The following is an 18,430-nucleotide window of genomic DNA, read 5'->3' as shown; positions in this document are numbered from 1 at the left end:
CTCTCCCCTTTGGGGAGAGGGCTGGGGTGAGGGGCAGGTTTTACTTCACCAGCTTCTTCGTTATCTCCAGCAGCGTGCGCACATCTTCTGGGCGCGTATCACCGCTGGCTTTATCGATAATCGAGCTGTAGATATGCGGGATGATTTTGCTCACGCCCGCGTCGAGGGCGATCTGCAAGATCGCCTCGAAGTTCTCCAGATCGATTCCCCCGGTCGGCTCCAGCCAGAAGTCGTGACGGGCGCAGGCTTCCGCCACCGCCTGGTATTCGTCACGGCATTTCAGGCCGCCCATCGGAAAGTACTTGATGGAGCTCCCGCCGAAATCTTTCAGCAGGGCGATGGCGGTTTCAACCGGCACAATGCCGTCCGGCGCGTTGCTGCTCAGCGGGCCGGTGGAGATTTTCACCATCCCGACGGTACCGGTCGGAGAGACCAGACCGTTGACCACGGAGTCATTTTGCCCCAGCAGCGCGCGGCTGGTGGCCACGCCGGTAAAGACCTGGTTAACGTGCTGCGGCTGCACCTGGCGGGAGATTTCACTCACCATCGCCGACTGGTTCGGATCGCCCGCGCCCAGGCCAACGGAGAGCGCGTTATCAATCAGCTTCGCGTATTCACGCATATCCGCGACCGCGCTCGCCACGTCCGGGTAATTTTTGGAGAGCACGCCCACCAGCACGTGGCCTTCCGCCGCCTCATAGATGGCGCTGGCGTTGGCCTTTGAGCCAGCCAGCACGTTCAGACAGACGCGGTCACGGTAAAAGTTGGGGGTCAGTTTCATGCGTTTTTCTCCTGTCCTAATACTTCACTAATGCGGCGGTACACAATGTTCAGCTGGTCAGCGTTTACGCTGCGCACGTCCGCCTCAATAATCCCTTCGTTGGCCTTGTAGCCACGGAAATAGATGGCGTATTCGCCCTGCTTGAGCGCATTCACCAGGTCACCCGTGCCGACGCCCGTGGAGGCTTCGTCGAACTTAATTTCGGTGCGGGCGATGTCGCGTCCGGCGCTGTCCCAGACCACGCGCGCGGTCACACCGTTCAGGGTGTTGAGCGCCTCGATAAACGGCGTCATTTTCGCCACCATCTCGGCGCCGCTCTCTTTGGTGGCCGTCAGGTAGTGTTCGATGGCGCAGGTCAGGCCAAGAATGCCCTCTTTGCCCACCTTCATCGCGCGGCCAATGCCCGCCGTCTGGCGCTTCACCCACTCAACGTACTGGGTTTTGCCAATCACCAGGCCGCTGGTTGGGCCTTCGATCGCCTTCGCGCCGCTGTAGATCACCAGATCGGCGCCGGATCGGTAATAGGTATGCAGATCTTCTTCCGCCGCGGCATCAACGATCAGCGGCAAGTCGTGTTTACGCGCGACAACCGCCGCCTGCTCGACGCTGAGCATGCTTTTCTGCACGCAGTGGTGCGATTTAATGTAGAGGATAGCCGCCGTGCGCGGGGTGATCGCCGCCGCCAGCTGATCGGCGGAACATTCGTTGGCGTAGCCCGCTTCCACCAGCTTGCCGCCGCCAAGCGCCACCATGGTGCCCACCGGCGCGCCAAAATTCACGTTGTGGCCTTTCGGCAGGACGATCTCGTTATTTTCAATCGGTGTGACGTGCAGGTTTTCCAGCAGCCAGTCGCTATCTTTCACCAGCACAGCCGCCACGGACTGGGCAATGCCCGCCGACGCGCATGAGACCACCGTCGCCCCTTCCACCTCCAGCAGCTTCGCGATGTATTCCCCGGTTTTATTGACCAGATCCTTCATCTCGAAATAGTGATTCATGCCGTCCATCGCCGCCTGCACCACTTCCGGGCGCGGCGTGGAGACGCCCAGCGCCGTCATGCGGCCAGAGGTGTTGATAACCTGCTTTAAGTTGTACTTCTCATAAATCGAAGGCATGTTCCGTGCTCCCTTGTTCGGTCATGTAGCCCTTGCCCGCGCGGATCGCGGCAAGCGGCACCAGAATGTGTTCAGCCTGTAGGCTGTCGTTTTCGGCATCCGTCAGCACCGTCGGCTGGCGCTTGAGGGTAAACAGCGTCAGATCGGCGTCGAGGCCAGGCTGAATGCGGCCTTTGCGCGTCAGGCGCAGGCCGTCGGCGGCGTTGGCGGTGACGCAGTCAATCACCTGCGGCAATGACATGCCGATGGCGAGGAATTTCGACATCACGCTTGCCAGCGAGCCGACCGGACCGTTGATGCGGTTGCGGCAGTAAATATCCGAGCTGATGGTGTGCGGCAAAATGCCCATCGCAATAGCGCGCTTCGCCACTTCAAAGCTGAAGCTCGCCGTACCGTGGCCAACGTCCAGACGCACGCCGCGCTTCAGGGCGGAGGTAATGGAGGCATGCAGCTCGCCGGAGGGCGTCAGGATGCGGTTTGGCTTGCCGTTGTAGCAGTGGGTAATGATGTCGCCGGAGCTCAGCAGCTCGGCGATTTCGTCGAGGTTCGGCGGGTTGTTGCCAATGTGCACCATCAGCGGCAGGTCGCCGTTCTCTTTCTGGATCGCTTTCGCGCGCGCCAGCGGGGTGATGCCGTTTTCACCGACCACGCTGCTGCTCATGCGCGCCTTCAGGCCGACGATAAAATCAGGATGGCGTTTCACCGCCTCTTTCACCGCGTCGGCGTCAATATTGGCCATATTGGCCAGCTCGTTCTGGGCGATCAGCCCCACGCGGGAGATGTTCAGCAGGGCAAACACCTCGGTGGAGGCTTTGCGGGTGATGGCGTAGAAATCGTCCACGTCGTCGGCCCCGGTGCTGCCCGCGTCCACCACGGTGGTGACGCCGGTGGCAATGCCCACGCTGTCCGGCTCGTCGTGGTAAATCGGGGAGTTCGGGTAGCAGTGGACGTGGGAGTCAATCCAGCCCGCGCTGACGAACACATCACCGTTAAGCTCAACCGTTTTACGGGCGGGAGCGTCAATTTCGCCCGTCGCGGCGATCTTCCCGTCCTGAATGGCGATATCGGTCAGGGTATCGTCGGCGAGGCGCGCACGGCGCAGGAGTAAATCAAACATGGGGTTCTCCTGATAGGGCGGGCGCCGGAGCGCCCGCGGGTATTAAAGGGCGACCGGGAACAGCCATCCCAAAATCATTGCGCCGAGGATGGCGCCACCGGTAATCGGCTTCTGCCAGATGTAGAACAGCAGCGCGCCTACCAGGGAACCGACGCCGATTGGAATGGAGGCGGTCATGGCGCTGAGGATAATCAACGGCCCGAGGAAGCGGCCGGAGGCGTTACCCGCGCCCATCATCACGTCTGCGCCGTAGGTGGAGTTGCTCTGGTTGATGGTGAACTTACGCGCCAGGATGATGACGTAGCCAATCGCCAGACCAATCACCAGGCCGGTAATCAGCGAGGCAATGAAGTTGGTCACCGGGAACATGATCCCCGCGCCCAGCAGCAGCGCCGGTACGCCGAGGCCCACGCCGGTCTGGATCGCCCCGCCGATATCAAGAATACCTACCAGCGACCCTTCGATAATTCGGGCGAACAGGAAGCTCGCGCCAAATGCCGCCACCGCGCCGTAAACGCCGGTATCAATGCCCGCTTTCAGCATCGCCACGAAGGCCACTTCGTTAAACGCGCCGATGCCGTAGAGGTAGTACATGTGCGTCCCGGCAAAGACGCCGGAGGAGAGCAGGCCAACGAAGATCGGGAACGACCAGTCGGCATACCAAAAACCTTTATTCTGTTCCATGTCGAGGCTCCTGTTATTTACCGCTGAGCGAGTTGTGGATCATGTCGAGCCAGTTCGGCACGGTCAGATGGAAGGATTCGATCATCTTCATGTCGAAGCCGCGGAAGAAGCCGCTCAGCACGAAGAGCAGAACGATCGCCGCCATCATCACTTTGGTGACGTGGTTCCAGCCGCTCTCCTCCACGCCTTTACCGATCAGAATACCCAGTACCAGACCCGGTACGGCGTTACCCATGATCAGCTGTGCCGCGCCGCCAAAGATGGTGGCCCAGAAGCCCGATTTTTTACCCGCGTCGATGGCCGCCAGCCAGAAGATTACCGGCATCACGGTGTTGACCAGCAGGTTCGCGGCAGGCACCAGCACCTTCACGGCGGTGACCTGAAGCGCTGCGGGCACGGAGGAGGCGGTCAGGTTAAGGAAGGTCACGACAATCATGCCGATGATGCCGCAGGCAATCGCCATTTTGCGCGGGTCATGCAGCGTTTCACCGACGTTACGGTTTTTGATCATCAGCGCGGCAGCACCCCAGTTTGGGATGATGCGGTGGTCAACGTCCTGTGTGAAGGCACCTGCGGCCACGGAAGAGGCCCAGGCGTTAAAGAAGAAACCTAACCCAAAGGAGAAGTGGGACGCCGGATCCCCTTCGCAGGAGTTCAGTTCCCCCAACGTACGAAACGCGCCCATACCCTGAGTGGTAGGCGCATGAAACATGCGTGCAGCCCCGGCCCCGACACCGACGCCTACCAGGCCGCCGATGATGAGCGATTTTATTAATATAATTAAGAACATCAGTCTGCCCTTTTATGAATAATCAGCGTTGCGTGACGAAATCCACCTGGTCGAGATTGATGGCTGTCACGTTGACGGTCACATCCAGCTCCACGCTGTAGGTGCGTCTTTCCCGGCGCAGAAAGAAGAACAGAAACGCTTCTTTTCGCACCGCTTCTTGCGCCTGAACGACCTGCACATCCTGTGGCTCAATACGCAGTAAGATATGCGGTGAGGCTTTCATCACCGCGGCCTGAACGTGGTTGAGCGCGTCGGCAAAGGCGCGCGCTTTGGCGTCGCCCTTCCCCTTCACTCTCACCGTGGTTGTGAACTGTTCTTTCATGCTTATGCGCCGTATTTTTTCTGCCACGCCTGTACCAGACGCTCGCCCAGCTCTTCTTTATCCATAAAGCCAAAGCCCAGCACGTTGCAGCCTTCGTTGATGGCGGTGACGCCTTCATCCACGGAACGCATGCCGTATTTGGCCTTGTAGCCATATTTGGTCTGAGCGGTGATGGCACCCGCGCCGCCGCTGCCGCAGAAGGAGATGCCGAAGGTGGCGTTTTCCGCTTTCATCACGTCGCCGAGCTTCATGTCTGCCGCCATGCCCGGTACGACAACCGCGCGTCCACCTGCTTTTTCCACACCGGCCGCCACCTTCTGACCTTTACCCAGGCGATCGCCAATCACGACTGTAATCTGTTCCATGTGTTGCTCCTTAAAGGTTGTCTTTCGCGACTTCGAAGTGAACGGAGAGCAGCCAGGCCTCTTCATCAGGAAGGTTGCCGAACTGCGCTACCACTTCACGGGCAAGTTGCATTGAATCTGGTGAAATTTCGTCGAACAGCTCTGCTTCAACCTCCGGCAGCGGCTCGCCGGTCACGGACCGGTGCGCCATTGCGCGAACGTGGGAGGTCAGCATCTGCTCCTGTACCGCGTTGGGGATGATGTTGTGCCGGGCCAGCAGGGCGTAGACCTGCTGAAGCATGGTGTTCGCGAGCTGTTCTGTTTGCACCGCCTGTTCCCCAACGTCGTTCATTACCGCTCCGTTAATCACTCGTCTTACCCCGTTAATGGCTCTGGAATAAAACTAACGTCGAGGGGGAATTGTTTGTAGCGAGTTGTTTTCCACTTCGAAGTGGAAAGGCGAGCAGCGGCAGTGATCTGTGCCACATAAATGCGGTGAATCTGTATAAATCGCTGGATTTACGTGATGAATATCACGCTATTACGCGGTATTAGACTGATAAGCGGAGTGGAAAAGATTACGAGCAGGCTCGTAGAAATGTGACGTGGATAAGGTTTTCTTATGGAGATTCGCTAGAGTGGCGGCGGGTGCTTGAGACTGACCGTCTCAGGCATGGGACGGAAAGTGGAAAGCCCCGCCTGATAAAAAATCAGGGCGGGGGCTCGAAACGACACGTCACACCGTGGAGTTCGCTACCTCGCCCGCTTTAAAGCAAGGAGGCATCCATGAAACGCAGAAACCCAAGTATCGGGGTTTTGATGATTATTTCTTTGACAATAATCATCTTAACGCTGGTAACGAGGAAAACACTGTGCGAGATCCGTTTTCGTAATGGCTCGCTTGAAGTGACAGCGCGGATGGATTGTCGCTCCGGCAAGTAGGGAGCAACGATGCGGGGGCGCATCATGCGCCTCCGCATACGGAGAGAGGACGTACAGCTCAGGCACCCAATTAACGATACTTCTTGTGATACGCGTTGCGGGTCGCCGCAAACTGGTCGGCTGCCGCCTGGGCTTCCTTCACTTTGCCTTCGTTCGCCAGCTTCAGCGCGCCGTCAATCTGGCCGACCAGCACGTCAAAGCCGTGGCGGTAGTCTTTCATCTCGGCGCTGTCTGCCGCTTTGCTTTCCAGCTTCGGCGGCGTCGCTTTTTGCGCATCCAGCGCAGCTTCACGCATCTTCGTCAGTGCGTCTTTCATTTCCGCCGCATTGTCGGTTTTCTGCACCACCTTCAGATTTTGACTGAGGATGTCCATGTTGTCTTCGAGATCGGCAGCAAACGCAGATGAGCCAAGAACCAGCGTTGAAGCCGCGACGATCGCTAACAGGTGTTTACGCATTGCTCACTTCCTTTTTTATTATTAATCACGCTTTTACGGGGATTATTGCCCGGCGATTTTCATCTCAGGCAGTAATACAGAACCACACTGAATATTGCTGCGTGTTTCAATATCGTTACCGACCGTAACAATATTGCGCCACATGTCCTTGAGGTTGCCGGCGATGGTGATTTCGCTCACCGGATACTGAATTTCACCGTTTTCGACCCAGAAGCCCGCTGCACCGCGAGAGTAATCGCCGGTGATACCGCTCACGCCCTGCCCCATCAGCTCGGTGACCACCAGGCCGGTGCCCATCTCTTTCAGCATCTGTTCAAAATTCAGGCCCTGTCCGGCAATGCGCCAGTTGTGGATGCCACCCGCGTGCCCGGTGCTTTTCAGCCCCAGCTTACGCGCAGAGTAGTTGGTCAGCAGCCACTGGGTCAGAATGCCGTCTTTCACGATATCCCGGCGTTCCGTGCGTACGCCTTCGCTGTCGAACGGCGTGGAGGCCAGCCCTTTCAGCAGGTGTGGGTGCTCTTCGATGGTCAGCCATTCCGGCAGGATCTGCTTGCCCAGCGAGTCGAGCAGGAAGGTCGATTTACGGTACACCGAACCGCCCGCGATAGCGCCTACCAGATGGCCAAACAGACCGGTCGCCACTTCGTTGGCAAAAATCACCGGGGCTTTCATGGTGGAGAGCTTGCGCGGCGACAGGCGAGACAGCGTGCGTTCGGCGCACGCTTTACCCACCCACTCCGGAGACTGCAAATCCCCCAGCGCGCGGCCAATGGTATAGGCGTAGTCGCGCTCCATGTCGCCGTTTTCTTCGGCGATGACGCAACTGGAAAGCGAGTGGCGGGTTGAGCAGTACCCCTGCAACATGCCATGGGAGTTACCAAACACTTTGATGCCGTAGTGGCTGTTAAAGCTGCCGCCTTCGGTATTGGTGATGCGTTTGTCAGCCTGCAAAGAAGCCTGCTCGGCTCGCGCGGCCAGCTCAATGGCTTCGTCCGGCGTCACTTCCGCGGGATGGAACAGAGCGAGATCCGGCGCGTCAAACGCCAGCAGCTCTTTATCGGCCACGCCAGCGTAAGGATCCGGGGAGGTGTAACGCGCGATATCCAGCGCCGCCTGCACCGTTCGGGCGATGGCATCCGGGCTGAGATCGGTAGACGACGCGCTGCCTTTGCGATTCTGGTGATACACGGTGATCCCCAGCGCGCCATCGCTATTAAATTCTACATTCTCCACTTCGCCATAGCGGGTGCTCACGCTAATGCCGGTGGTTTTGCTGACCGCCACTTCGGCGCCATCTGATTTACCTGAAGCGAGCGTCAGCGCGGTGGAGACGGCTTCTTCCAGAATCTTACGCTGCGCTTCAACTTGTGAGGTTACTTTCATCGCAAATGCCATACTGTAAGAGAGAGTTAAGTGAAGTCTAACAGAGAACCGTTTTTCAGTGCGCGTCTTAACTGGTAACATTAGCCTCTTTTTTTAAGGAGCCTGACATGACTAAGCAGCCCGAAGACTGGCTCGACGACGTTCCCGGTGATGACATCGAAGACGAAGATGATGAGATCATCTGGGTCAGTAAAAGTGAAATTAAACGTGACGCCGAAGAGTTAAAACAGCTTGGCGCAGAAATGGTAGAACTGGGTAAAAACGCGCTGGATAAGATCCCGCTCGACCAGGATCTGCGTGATGCCATTGAACTGGCACAGAAAATCAAGAAAGAAGGGCGTCGCCGCCAGCTTCAGCTTATCGGGAAACTGCTGCGTCAGCGCGACGTGGAGCCGATCCGTCAGGCGCTGGACAAACTGAAAAACCGCCACAACCAGCAGGTTGCGCTGTTCCATAAGCTGGAGCAGATCCGCGATCGTTTGATCGAGCAAGGTGATGACGCGGTACCTGAAGTGCTGAACCTGTGGCCGAATGCCGACCGCCAGCAGCTGCGTTCTTTGATCCGTAACGCGAAGAAAGAGAAAGAAGGGAATAAGCCGCCGAAGTCAGCGCGTCTGATTTTCCAGTATCTGCGCGAGCTGTCTGAGAACGAAGAGTAAACCCCTCACCCCAGCCCTCTCTCCAAAGGGGAGAGGGAGAAGAGATAATGTAGGCCCGGTAAGCGCTAGCGCCACCGGGTCTTTTTTTACTCTGCGGCCGCGGCTTTCTTCGCCAGACCGTCCAGCAGCTTCTGATGGATCCCGCCAAACCCGCCGTTGCTCATCACCAGAATGTGATCGCCAGGCTGTGCGGCTTTCACCACCATATCCGCTAAGACATCCACGTCCGCACTCCAGTGCGCCGGCTGAATGCAGGCGTCGGCCACTTCGGCCACCTGCCACGGAATATGCTGCGGTTGCAGCAGGAAGACTTCGTCGGCACGCCCTAAGGACGGCGCGAGATCGTCTTTGCAGATGCCCATTTTCATGGTGTTCGAACGCGGTTCCAGTACGGCCAGAATGCGCGCGGTGCCGCCAACTTTGCCACGCAATGCGGCAAGCGTCGCCAGAATGGCCGTTGGGTGGTGCGCGAAATCGTCATACACCGTCACACCGTGGGCTTCGCCACGCAGCTCCAGACGGCGACGGGCGTTGATAAACGTGCCCAGCGCATTGGCGGCATCCGCAGGCAGTACGCCAACGTGACGCGCCGCGGCGATCGCCATCAGGCCGTTGTGCATGTTGTGCTCGCCCACCAGGCCCCACTTCACCTCGCCCACTTTCTCACCGTCGAGCAGCACTTCCCATTCGGAGGCATCCGCGTTGAGCTTTTTCGCCTGCCAGTGCCCCTGCTCGCCCACCAGCTCCTGCTCGCTCCAGCACCCCATCGCCATAGTCTGCTTCAGGTTGATGTCGTTCTCCGGCAGGATAATGCGGCCCTGACCCGGAACAATGCGCACCAGATGGTGGAACTGTTTCTGAATCGCTTTCAGGTCGTCAAAGATATCCGCGTGATCGAACTCAAGGTTGTTGAGGATCAGCGTGCGTGGGCAGTAATGCACGAACTTGGAGCGCTTGTCGAAGAACGCGCAGTCGTATTCATCCGCTTCAATCACAAAGAACGGGCTGTCGCCCAGACGTGCGGAGACGTCGAAATTGCCCGGCACGCCGCCGATCACAAAGCCCGGCTTGTAGCCGCAGGCTTCGAGGATCCAGGTCGCCATACCGGCGGTGGTGGTTTTGCCATGCGTCCCAGCAACGGCGACAACCCAGCGGTCGCGCAGGACAAAATCATGCAGCCACTGCGGGCCAGACATGTACGGGATATTGCGCTCCAGCACCGCTTCAACGCATGGATTCCCACGGGTCATGGCGTTACCCACGATCACCAGATCCGGCTGCGGCTCCAGCTGGCTGGCGTCGTATCCCTGAATCAGAGAAATTCCCTGCTTCTCGAGCAGCGTGCTCATCGGCGGATACACATTGGCGTCCGAACCTGTCACTTCATGGCCCAGCGAGCGCGCCAGCATTGCCAGTCCGCCCATGAAAGTGCCACAAATCCCCAATATATGAATGCGCATACGTCACTATCCTTCTTCAATGTGGCGCACATTTTACTCACATGTCAGCGGCTGTGAAACGCATTTCAGGTAAATCCGTATTTTGCTGGCGCGATTCACCTCTGCGCTAATATTTGAATGTTTGTTAAGATTGTTGGACATCAACCGCTTTACTCAACATAAGATGCAGGGAAAGTGTTATGAAAACGTTAGGTGAATTTATTGTCGAAAAGCAGCACGAGTTCTCTCATGCTACGGGTGAGCTCACTGCTTTGCTGTCGGCAATAAAGCTGGGCGCTAAGATCATCCACCGCGATATCAACAAGGCCGGTCTGGTCGATATCCTGGGTGCCAGCGGTGCCGAGAACGTTCAGGGTGAGGTTCAGCAGAAACTCGACCTGTTCGCCAATGAAAAACTGAAAGCAGCACTGCGCGCGCGCGACATCGTTGCGGGTATCGCCTCTGAAGAAGAAGATGAGATCGTCGTATTCGAAGGGTGTGAACACGCGAAATACGTTGTTCTGATGGATCCGCTGGACGGCTCCTCCAACATCGACGTTAACGTTTCTGTCGGTACCATTTTCTCCATCTACCGTCGCGTAACGCCGGTTGGCACGCCGGTGACGGAAGAAGACTTCCTGCAACCGGGCAGTAAACAGGTTGCTGCCGGTTATGTGGTGTATGGCTCGTCCACCATGCTGGTGTACACCACCGGCTGCGGCGTACACGCCTTTACCTACGATCCGTCCCTGGGCGTGTTCTGCCTGTGCCAGGAGCGTATGCGCTTCCCGGAGAAGGGCAACACCTACTCCATCAACGAAGGCAACTACATCAAATTCCCGAACGGCGTGAAGAAGTACATCAAATTCTGCCAGGAAGAGGATAAAGCCACCCAGCGCCCGTACACCTCACGCTATATCGGCTCGCTGGTGGCGGATTTCCACCGTAACCTGCTGAAGGGCGGTATTTACCTCTACCCAAGCACCGCCAGCCACCCGGACGGAAAACTGCGTCTGCTGTACGAGTGCAACCCAATGGCATTCCTGGCCGAACAGGCAGGCGGCAAGGCGAGCGACGGTAAAGAGCGTATTCTGGATATCGTGCCAGAAAGCCTGCACCAGCGCCGTTCGTTCTTCGTCGGCAACCGCCATATGGTGGATGACGTTGAACGCATGATCCGCGAATTCCCGGACGCGTAACGCACGAAAAGGGGAGCCCGTCAGGCTCCCCTTTTTTTCGTCATGCCGTTTGCGTCGTCAATTTGAAGGAGGCCATCGCTTCCATCAGCTCGCGAGACTGCTCCTCCAGGGAACGTGTTGCCGCAGATGATTGCTGGACCAGCGCCGCATTTTGCTGCGCCGTTTCATCCATCTGATTGACGGCGATATTCACCTGCTCAATACCGCGGCTTTGCTCCTGAGAGGCCGTCGCAATTTCACGCATCAGTTTGGTCATACGCAGTACTTCGGTGGCGATCTCGTCCATCGTCTCACCGGCCTGCTGCGCCAGCTCGCTGCCCTCGTTCACGTGGGTTTGCGAATCGCTGATAAGCGAGCGGATCTCTTTCGCCGCATCAGCACTGCGGCTGGCGAGATTACGCACCTCACCCGCCACGACCGCAAAACCTCGCCCCTGCTCACCCGCACGCGCCGCTTCAACGGAGGCGTTCAGCGCCAGAATATTGGTCTGGAAGGCAATGCCGTCGATGACGCTCAGGATATCGGCGATGCGTGCCGAGCTGCCGGAGATGTCGCGCATCTTCTCAATGACATAGCAGACCATTTCGCTGCCGTGATCGGCGGTATCGGAGACCGACTTCGCCAGCTGGTGCGCCTGCTCGGCGTTATCGGCGTTAAGTTTCACCGTGGCGGTGATCTCTTCCATGCTGGCGGCCGTCTGCTCCAGCGAGGTGGCGGTGGATTCCGTGCGCTGAGCCAGGTTCATATTCCCGGCCGTCAGCTCGCGGCTGCCGGTATCAATCTGCGAGCTGGCGTCACGCACCCGCAGAACGGAGTCCATCAGCGACTGGCGCATCCCTTCGATCGCCGCGTTAAGGCGATTAAATTCCTGGCTCGCCGGCGCGTTCAGGGTATGGGTTAAATCCCCGGCCGCCACATGTTCCAGCTGGGCAATCGAGGCTGAAAGCGGCTTGAGCAGCATATGGCGCAGAACCAGCCAGGCCAGCACGATAATGCCAGCCGTCAGCAGCGCCGCGACGATAATCAGGATCAGCACGCGGGTTTTACTCGCCTGCACGGCGCTCACCTCCGCTTTGCCGCGCGCCTCGCTCCATGCCTGGAACGCCTGCATATCGTTATCAAACTGCTTCGCCACCGGGACCAGCTTGTTTTCCAGCAGATCGTAATAGCTGTCCGCGCTTTGCTCGTTCAGGGCTTTCAGCATCGGGCTGATACCCTGCTGGTTGTACACCGCCAGGCTCGCGGCGACGTTATCCAGCAGCTTTTGCCCCTGCTCATCCGCCACGCCGCTGCCGATCACGCCCTTCAGCGTTTTCTGTGCCAGCGCCACTTCCTGGTTAATGGTTTTGACCGCCCTGGCCGCATCGTCCAGCAGGCCGACCTCCATCATGCGGACGGCCTGCCCCGCTTCGTTACGCGCGCGCAGGATCAGCGTATAGCCGGCATTCAGCTGCACCATCTGTTCACCCTGAAGATGATTGATGCGCTGGAGAGAAGCGGAACTTTGTGTAAGGGCATAAATGCCGATGCCGCTGACAATCAGCAGCAGAAGGGTCATAACGGCCAGTAAAGAGAGCAAGCCGGTACGAATCGATAGCGTTTTAAGCATGATGTTATTTCCGGTAGCGAGATATTTCTGGGCATAAAAAAAGAGTATCGGCCGCTACCGGAAAATGTTTAGAGTTTAAGCAATTTCAGCATGTTATCGCCCTGTTACAGAGGTATTCACCCGGGTAACAGGCGAGCTCTGGCGGTTCTCCCACAGCACCGTCAGGCCGCGCTGGAGCGCGATAAAAATAAACAGCAGAATGCCGATGGCGATTTTGGTCCACCAGGAGCTGAGCGTGCCGTCGAAGTTGATATAGGTCTGAATCAGCCCCTGGATCGCCACGCCAAACAGCGTGCCGAGCACCGTCCCCACCCCGCCGCTGAGCAGCGTACCGCCAATCACCACCGAGGCAATGGCGTCCAGCTCAACGCCCACCCCCGCCAGCGCATAGCCTGCCTGGGTATAAACCGAGAATACAATCCCCGCGAGCGTGGCCAGCCCGGTCGAAAGCATGTAGATGCGGATAGTCGTGCTGCGCGTGGAAATTCCCATCAGGTTCGCGGACGTGGCGCTGCCGCCAATGGCATAAACCTGGTTACCAAACCGGGTACGGTGGGCGAGGAAGATCCCGATCACCACCACGCCCAGCATCAGCAGCCCCATTGCGCTCAGGCGCCCCCCGCCGGGGATTTTCCACGCCAGGCTGGAGAGCGTGTCGTAGATCGGGTGGTTAATGGGAATTGACTCCTCCGACACCAGATAGCTCACGCCGCGCAGGAAGAACATCCCGGCGAGGGTGATAATAAAGGCCGGGATTTTCAGCGCATCGATCAAAAGCCCCATAAAGGCGCCGAACGCGCAGCCCATGACCAGCACCAGCGGAAAAGCCAGCAGCGGCGAAATGCCCCAAAAGCCAATCGCCTTGGCAAGGAACACGCCGGTAAAGGCGATCACCGACCCAACGGAGAGATCGATCCCGCCGGAGAGGATCACAAACGTCATGCCGACGGCGATAATGCCTAAAAAGGCATTGTCGGTCAGGATGTTGCAAATCACCCGCGTGGAGGCGAAGCCCGGGAACTGGGTCAGGCAGTAAAGGTATCCCAGCACGAACACGCCCAGCGTGATCATTAACGGCAAATTACGTTTTATCATGACCGCGGAACCTCTTAATGAGAGTGATAAAGCGCGGCGACTGCACGATAAGCACGATAAGCACCACGACCGCTTTGACGACCTGATTCAGCTCCGGCTGGAACCCGGAGAGCAAAATACCGGTATTCATACCCTGAATAATCAACGCCCCCACCACTGAGAGCAGCAGATTAAAACGTCCGCCCATCAGCGATCCACCGCCGATAACCACCGCAAGGATTGCATCCAGCTCGAGCCAGAGTCCGGCGTTATTGGCATCCGCTCCGCGAATATCGGCGGCCACGATCACCCCGGCAATCGCAGCACAGACGCCACTCAGCACGTAAGTCAGCATCACCATCAGCCGCGTATTTACCCCGGCGTTTTTCGCGGCCCGAATGTTAATCCCCACCGCTTCGATGAACATCCCGAGCGCCGTTTTGCGGGTGAAAAGCCAGAACACCACCAGCGTCACCAGCGCGACGATCACCGGCGTCGGGAAGAACAGAAAATTACCGCTGCCGATCCACGCAAGATTCGGGGAGTTAAAGGTGACGATTTGACCGGAGGTGATAAGCTGCGCCACACCGCGCCCGGCCACCATCAAAATCAACGTCGCGACAAACGGCTGGATCTTGAGCACCGCGACCAGAATGCCGTTCCACAGCCCGGCTAGCACGCCGGAGCCCAGCGCGGCCAGCAGGACCACCGGCAGGCTGTGCCCGGCGACGGTCATCGAGGCGGCGGTGGCGCCCGCAATCGCCATTACCGCACCGACGGAGAGGTCGATCCCGCCGGTGGCAATGACCAGCGTCATACCAATCGCCAGCAGCGCCACGGGCGCGGCACGGTTTAAGATGTCGATCGGGCTACCAAACAGGCGGCCATCCTGCACGACGATCTGGAAAAAATGCGGAGCCACCAGGCTATCCACCAGCAGAACCAGCAGCAGCGCCACAATTTGCGGCGTGCCGGTCGGCCAGGTGAAGCGGCGCTTCGCTTCGCCAGTTTGCGAAAGAGAACGGGACATCACATTTGACTCCTTACGCCGCGATGGCATTCATGATCGCCGGAACCGACAGTTTATCCAGCGGGATCTCTGCCACCTGCCTGCGATCGCGCATGATGATGACGCGATCGGCATAGCCAACCAGCTCCTCCAGCTCGGACGAGATCACCAGCAGCGCCAGACCGTCGGCGCAGAGCGTTTCGATAAGCCGGATGATTTCGGCGTGCGCGCCCACGTCGATACCGCGCGTGGGCTCGTCGAGGATCAGGAATTGCGGTTTGGTCAGCAGCCAGCGCGAGAGGAGAACCTTCTGCTGGTTACCGCCCGAGAGGAACTCGATGGGCTGTTCCGCGCTCGGGGTACGTATACCGAGCTGGCGGATGAAGCGCTCGGCAATCGCGTTCTGCTCGCGCTTAGGGATCGGACGCAGCCAGCCGCGCTGGGCCTGTAGCGCCAGAATGATGTTTTCCCGCACCGAGGCGGCGGCAATAATACCGTCCGTTTTCCTGTCCTCCGGGCAGAAGCCCACGCCGAGGCACGACGCCTGATGCGGTGAACGTAGCGTTTGTGGTTTGCCTTTGATCAGCGCCGTTCCGCTGTCGGCAGGTTTGATCCCGAAGATGACTTCGGCGGTTTCGGTGCGCCCGGAGCCTAACAGACCCGCCAGTCCCACAATTTCACCGGGGCGTACCTCGAGGTTAAACGGCGCGATGGTCCCTTTTCTGCCGTAATCGTGAAACGCGGCGATCGGTTTTTCGCTCAGCAGCGTACGGCCCGCGCGCTGAAGCGCGTTGGTCTCCAGCTCGCGGCCCAGCATCATTTTGACCAGCTCTATCTGCGGCAGCTCGCGGGTTTCCCGGCAGCCGACAAAGCTGCCGTTGCGCAGCACCGTAATACGGTCGCTCACCTCGTAAACCTGATCGAGGAAATGCGTCACGAAAATCAGGCTAACGCCCTGATTACGCAGCTGGCGCATCAGGGTAAAAAGCATCTCCACTTCCTGGGTATCGAGGCTGGCGGTGGGTTCATCGAGGATCAGCACTTTCGCCGAGAGATCGATAGCGCGACAGATCGCCACGATCTGCTGCATCGCCACGGAGAAACGGTTCAGCGGTTCGCGCACGTCGAGAGAGAAGCCATACGATTCCATCAGCTTCGCGGCGCGCGCTTCCATCTCTTTGCGGCGCAGCAGGCCAAAACGTCTGGGCTCGCGGCCAATAAACAGGTTGTCCGCTACCGACATGTTTGGCAGCAGGTTCACTTCCTGGTAGACCGTGCCGATCCCCAGTTGCTGCGCATGCGCGGTGTTTTTGGGCGAAATGGCGTTACCTTCCAGCCAGATAGCGCCGCGATCGGCGTGATAGACCCCGGTCAGGGTTTTAATCAGCGTCGACTTCCCCGCCCCGTTTTCGCCGAGCAACGCCATGATCTCCCCCCGCCGCAGGCTGAAATCAACGTTATCCAGCGCCTTAACGCCAGGGAAAAATTTACTCAGGCCCTCTGTGCGAAGGATTTCCTGGTGTTGTTCGGTGGTCATGGTTTCCCCCTCACCCTGACCCTCTCCCCGGAGGGGAGAGGGGACTATGTCGTGCCCATCTTTAATTTTCTGCCCAACCCGCCCTTTTCCCTCTCCCCTCCGGGGAGAGGGCTAGGGTGAGGGGGCGAGGGCTTAGTAGCCCATATTTTTCTTCTTCTCTAACTCTTCTTTCGCCGTGTCCGGCAGGTAGAGCGTGGATTTGGTGATGGTCAACTTCTCAGGCTGGGTGCCGTCTTTCTTGAATTTCTCCAGCGCATCGAATGCCGGGCCCGCCATATTTGGCGTCAGCTCCACGCTGGCGTTCGCTTCGCCGTCAATCATTGCTTTGTAGATGTCCGGTACGCCGTCGATCGAGCCGGTGAGGATATCTTTGCCCGGCTTCAGGCCCGCTTCTTTGATGGCCTGGATGGCGCCGATCACCATGTCGTCGTTGTGGGCGTAAACCATGCAAATATTTTTGCCGTTATTTTCTGCCTTGATGAAGCTTTCCATGACCTCTTTACCCTTGCTGCGGGTGAAGTCGCCGGACTGAGAACGGATGATTTTGATGTTTGGTGCTTTGGCGATGGCCTCCGCGAAACCTTTCTTACGGTCGATAGCCACGCTCGCTCCGACGGTGCCCTGCAACTCAACCACGTTACACGGCTTGCCATCCACCTGCTTCACCAGCCAGTCACCAATCAGTTTGCCTTCCAGCACGTTATCGGCGGTGACGGTGGTCATATAGAGAGATTTGTCTTTTACGTCGATGGAACGGTCGAGCAGGAAGACCGGAATTTCAGCATCTTTGGCTTCCTTCAGCACCGGCTCCCAGCCCGTAGCGACAACCGGGGCAATAAAGATGGCATCCACGCCCTGAGCGATAAACGAGCGCACCGCTTTAATCTGGTTCTCTTGCTTTTGCTGACCATCGGCGATTTTCAGCGTAATACCGCGCTTTTCGGCCTCACTTTTCGCCACATTCGTTTCAGCGGCGCGCCAGCCGGATTCAGATCCGACTTGCGAAAATCCCACGGTTAAAGGTGCGGCCATCGCCATAGACGACATGGCTGCCGAAACTGCTGTAACAAGAAGTAAGCGCTTCCACATATGAACGTCCTCGTAGGGTAGGTTATTGTTGGTTAAAAGATGTTCCGCGGATGAACTATAGCCAATGGAATATGTTACGGATTGCGTTACATCACACTTCAGAAAAGTGAATAAAACGTTAATCACAAGTTTGTAATCGCTTTCATTTCAACATTTAAAATGCGGCTGAGTTTATGGATTATCCTGTCATGGAAACGGTCTGAAAAGTGAAGGCGCGAGGGAGAGAAGTCGAAAACAGGCGGAGACTTTCAGCGCCAGTTGGCTATAATACCTGCCACTTGTTTACCATCCATTTTAAAGGACACCGACATGAGCTTACTCAACGTCCCTGCGGGTAAAGAACTGCCAGAAGACATCTACGTTGTGATCGAAATCCCGGCCAACGCAGATCCAATCAAATACGAAATCGACAAAGACACCGGTGCGCTGTTCGTTGACCGTTTCATGTCTACCGCCATGTTCTATCCGTGCAACTACGGCTACATCAACCACACTCTGTCTCTGGACGGTGACCCGGTTGACGTACTGGTCCCGACGCCATACCCATTGCAGCCAGGCTCCGTCATTCGCTGCCGTCCTGTTGGCGTGCTGAAAATGACTGACGAAGCGGGTGAAGATGCGAAACTGGTTGCTGTACCGCACACCAAGCTGAGCAAAGAGTACGATCACATTAAAGATGTGAACGACCTGCCAGAGCTGCTGAAAGCGCAGATCGCCCACTTCTTCGAGCACTACAAAGATCTCGAAAAAGGCAAATGGGTTAAAGTTGAAGGCTGGGATAACGCAGAAGCGGCGAAAGCAGAAATCATCGCCTCTTTCGAGCGTGCTGCTAAGAAGTAATTCTTACTGCTGATACTAAGCCCCGCGCGTCGGGGCTTTT

20 protein-coding genes are annotated in these 18,430 nt (G+C 57.8%); 4 read left to right on the top strand and 16 right to left on the bottom strand.

Annotated features, from left to right (window positions below; genetic code table 11):
* Positions 1 to 40: 40 nt before the first annotated feature.
* Genes RY075_RS03040 through RY075_RS03005 form a run of 8 tightly spaced genes read right to left on the bottom strand, consistent with a single transcriptional unit; the run spans position 41 to position 5,523 of the window.
* Positions 41 to 781 carry a KDGP aldolase family protein gene (locus RY075_RS03040; protein WP_058648476.1) on the bottom strand — a complete coding sequence of 247 codons (741 nt, stop codon included), beginning with the start codon at positions 779 to 781 and terminating at the stop codon, positions 41 to 43.
* Positions 778 to 1,896 carry a DgaE family pyridoxal phosphate-dependent ammonia lyase gene (locus tag RY075_RS03035; protein ID WP_063944781.1) on the bottom strand — a complete coding sequence of 373 codons (1,119 nt, stop codon included), beginning with the start codon at positions 1,894 to 1,896 and terminating at the stop codon, positions 778 to 780. The genes RY075_RS03040 and RY075_RS03035 overlap by 4 nt, the downstream gene beginning before the upstream one ends.
* A complete protein-coding gene (locus tag RY075_RS03030) occupies positions 1,880 to 3,013 on the bottom strand; it encodes an amidohydrolase/deacetylase family metallohydrolase (protein WP_338628137.1) in 1,134 nt (377 codons plus the stop codon). The genes RY075_RS03035 and RY075_RS03030 overlap by 17 nt, the downstream gene beginning before the upstream one ends.
* Before the next feature lie 42 nt (positions 3,014 to 3,055).
* Complete coding sequence (locus tag RY075_RS03025; RefSeq protein WP_003856081.1) at positions 3,056 to 3,697, bottom strand: DUF4310 family protein; 642 nt, start codon at positions 3,695 to 3,697, stop codon at positions 3,056 to 3,058.
* A gap of 13 nt (positions 3,698 to 3,710) precedes the next feature.
* Positions 3,711 to 4,487 carry a DUF4311 domain-containing protein gene (locus tag RY075_RS03020; protein WP_006810337.1) on the bottom strand — a complete coding sequence of 259 codons (777 nt, stop codon included), beginning with the start codon at positions 4,485 to 4,487 and terminating at the stop codon, positions 3,711 to 3,713.
* Between the two features lie 22 nt (positions 4,488 to 4,509).
* A complete protein-coding gene (locus RY075_RS03015) occupies positions 4,510 to 4,809 on the bottom strand; it encodes a DUF4312 family protein (RefSeq protein ID WP_006810338.1) in 300 nt (99 codons plus the stop codon).
* A gap of 2 nt (positions 4,810 to 4,811) precedes the next feature.
* Positions 4,812 to 5,174, bottom strand: coding sequence for an SFCGS family glycine-rich protein (locus RY075_RS03010; protein ID WP_006810339.1), 363 nt, complete (start codon positions 5,172 to 5,174; stop codon positions 4,812 to 4,814).
* Between the two features lie 10 nt (positions 5,175 to 5,184).
* Positions 5,185 to 5,523, bottom strand: a complete 339-nt coding sequence (locus RY075_RS03005; protein ID WP_026080657.1) for a PRD domain-containing protein — start codon at positions 5,521 to 5,523, stop codon at positions 5,185 to 5,187.
* A gap of 416 nt (positions 5,524 to 5,939) precedes the next feature.
* Between RY075_RS03005 and RY075_RS03000 the strand changes: the two genes are divergently transcribed.
* Positions 5,940 to 6,095 (top strand): Hok/Gef family protein, encoded by a 156-nt coding sequence (locus tag RY075_RS03000; RefSeq protein ID WP_017383916.1) that lies wholly within the window; start codon positions 5,940 to 5,942, stop codon positions 6,093 to 6,095.
* Positions 6,096 to 6,165: 70 nt separating this feature from the next.
* Here the strand turns inward: RY075_RS03000 and cybC are convergent, their stop codons facing one another.
* A complete protein-coding gene (gene cybC / locus RY075_RS02995; RefSeq protein ID WP_022650280.1) occupies positions 6,166 to 6,552 on the bottom strand; it encodes a cytochrome b562 in 387 nt (128 codons plus the stop codon).
* Between the two features lie 42 nt (positions 6,553 to 6,594).
* Positions 6,595 to 7,947: a metalloprotease PmbA gene (gene pmbA / locus RY075_RS02990; protein ID WP_063945152.1), complete on the bottom strand. Its 1,353-nt coding sequence runs from the start codon at positions 7,945 to 7,947 to the stop codon at positions 6,595 to 6,597.
* A gap of 95 nt (positions 7,948 to 8,042) precedes the next feature.
* On the opposite strand from pmbA, the gene yjgA reads away from it, so the two are divergent.
* Positions 8,043 to 8,594 (top strand): ribosome biogenesis factor YjgA, encoded by a 552-nt coding sequence (gene yjgA, locus RY075_RS02985; protein WP_003856072.1) that lies wholly within the window; start codon positions 8,043 to 8,045, stop codon positions 8,592 to 8,594.
* 86 nt (positions 8,595 to 8,680) lie between these two features.
* On the opposite strand, the gene mpl is transcribed toward yjgA, so the two are convergent.
* Positions 8,681 to 10,054: a UDP-N-acetylmuramate:L-alanyl-gamma-D-glutamyl-meso-diaminopimelate ligase gene (gene mpl, locus RY075_RS02980; protein WP_032608369.1), complete on the bottom strand. Its 1,374-nt coding sequence runs from the start codon at positions 10,052 to 10,054 to the stop codon at positions 8,681 to 8,683.
* 179 nt (positions 10,055 to 10,233) lie between these two features.
* On the opposite strand from mpl, the gene fbp reads away from it, so the two are divergent.
* A complete protein-coding gene (fbp, locus tag RY075_RS02975; protein ID WP_003856070.1) occupies positions 10,234 to 11,232 on the top strand; it encodes a class 1 fructose-bisphosphatase in 999 nt (332 codons plus the stop codon).
* 40 nt (positions 11,233 to 11,272) lie between these two features.
* Here fbp and RY075_RS02970 read toward each other — a convergent pair whose 3' ends face one another.
* The 5 genes from RY075_RS02970 to ytfQ form a co-directional block, all read right to left on the bottom strand.
* Positions 11,273 to 12,841: a methyl-accepting chemotaxis protein gene (locus tag RY075_RS02970; protein WP_044704215.1), complete on the bottom strand. Its 1,569-nt coding sequence runs from the start codon at positions 12,839 to 12,841 to the stop codon at positions 11,273 to 11,275.
* Positions 12,842 to 12,934: 93 nt separating this feature from the next.
* A complete protein-coding gene (yjfF, locus tag RY075_RS02965) occupies positions 12,935 to 13,936 on the bottom strand; it encodes a galactofuranose ABC transporter, permease protein YjfF (protein ID WP_023302976.1) in 1,002 nt (333 codons plus the stop codon).
* Positions 13,923 to 14,948 carry a galactofuranose ABC transporter, ATP-binding protein YtfT gene (ytfT, locus tag RY075_RS02960; RefSeq protein WP_160850693.1) on the bottom strand — a complete coding sequence of 342 codons (1,026 nt, stop codon included), beginning with the start codon at positions 14,946 to 14,948 and terminating at the stop codon, positions 13,923 to 13,925. The genes yjfF and ytfT overlap by 14 nt, the downstream gene beginning before the upstream one ends.
* A gap of 10 nt (positions 14,949 to 14,958) precedes the next feature.
* On the bottom strand, positions 14,959 to 16,461 hold the full coding sequence (ytfR, locus tag RY075_RS02955; protein WP_017383923.1) for a galactofuranose ABC transporter, ATP-binding protein YtfR: 1,503 nt from the start codon (positions 16,459 to 16,461) through the stop codon (positions 14,959 to 14,961).
* Between the two features lie 132 nt (positions 16,462 to 16,593).
* The gene (gene ytfQ / locus RY075_RS02950; RefSeq protein WP_017383924.1) at positions 16,594 to 17,550 is read right to left on the bottom strand and encodes a galactofuranose ABC transporter substrate-binding protein YtfQ; all 957 of its coding nucleotides are present in this window, start codon (positions 17,548 to 17,550) and stop codon (positions 16,594 to 16,596) included.
* Between the two features lie 309 nt (positions 17,551 to 17,859).
* On the opposite strand from ytfQ, the gene ppa reads away from it, so the two are divergent.
* Entirely contained in the window at positions 17,860 to 18,390 is a 531-nt protein-coding gene (gene ppa, locus RY075_RS02945) for an inorganic diphosphatase (protein WP_006810347.1), read from the top strand.
* Positions 18,391 to 18,430: the final 40 nt, after the last annotated feature.

Source organism: Enterobacter sp. JJBC (assembly GCF_036936505.1).
Taxonomy (GTDB): Bacteria; Pseudomonadota; Gammaproteobacteria; order Enterobacterales; family Enterobacteriaceae; genus Enterobacter; species Enterobacter hormaechei_C.
The sequence above is the reverse complement of the archived record's forward strand: the minus strand, read 5'-3'. Positions and strand labels throughout refer to the sequence as shown.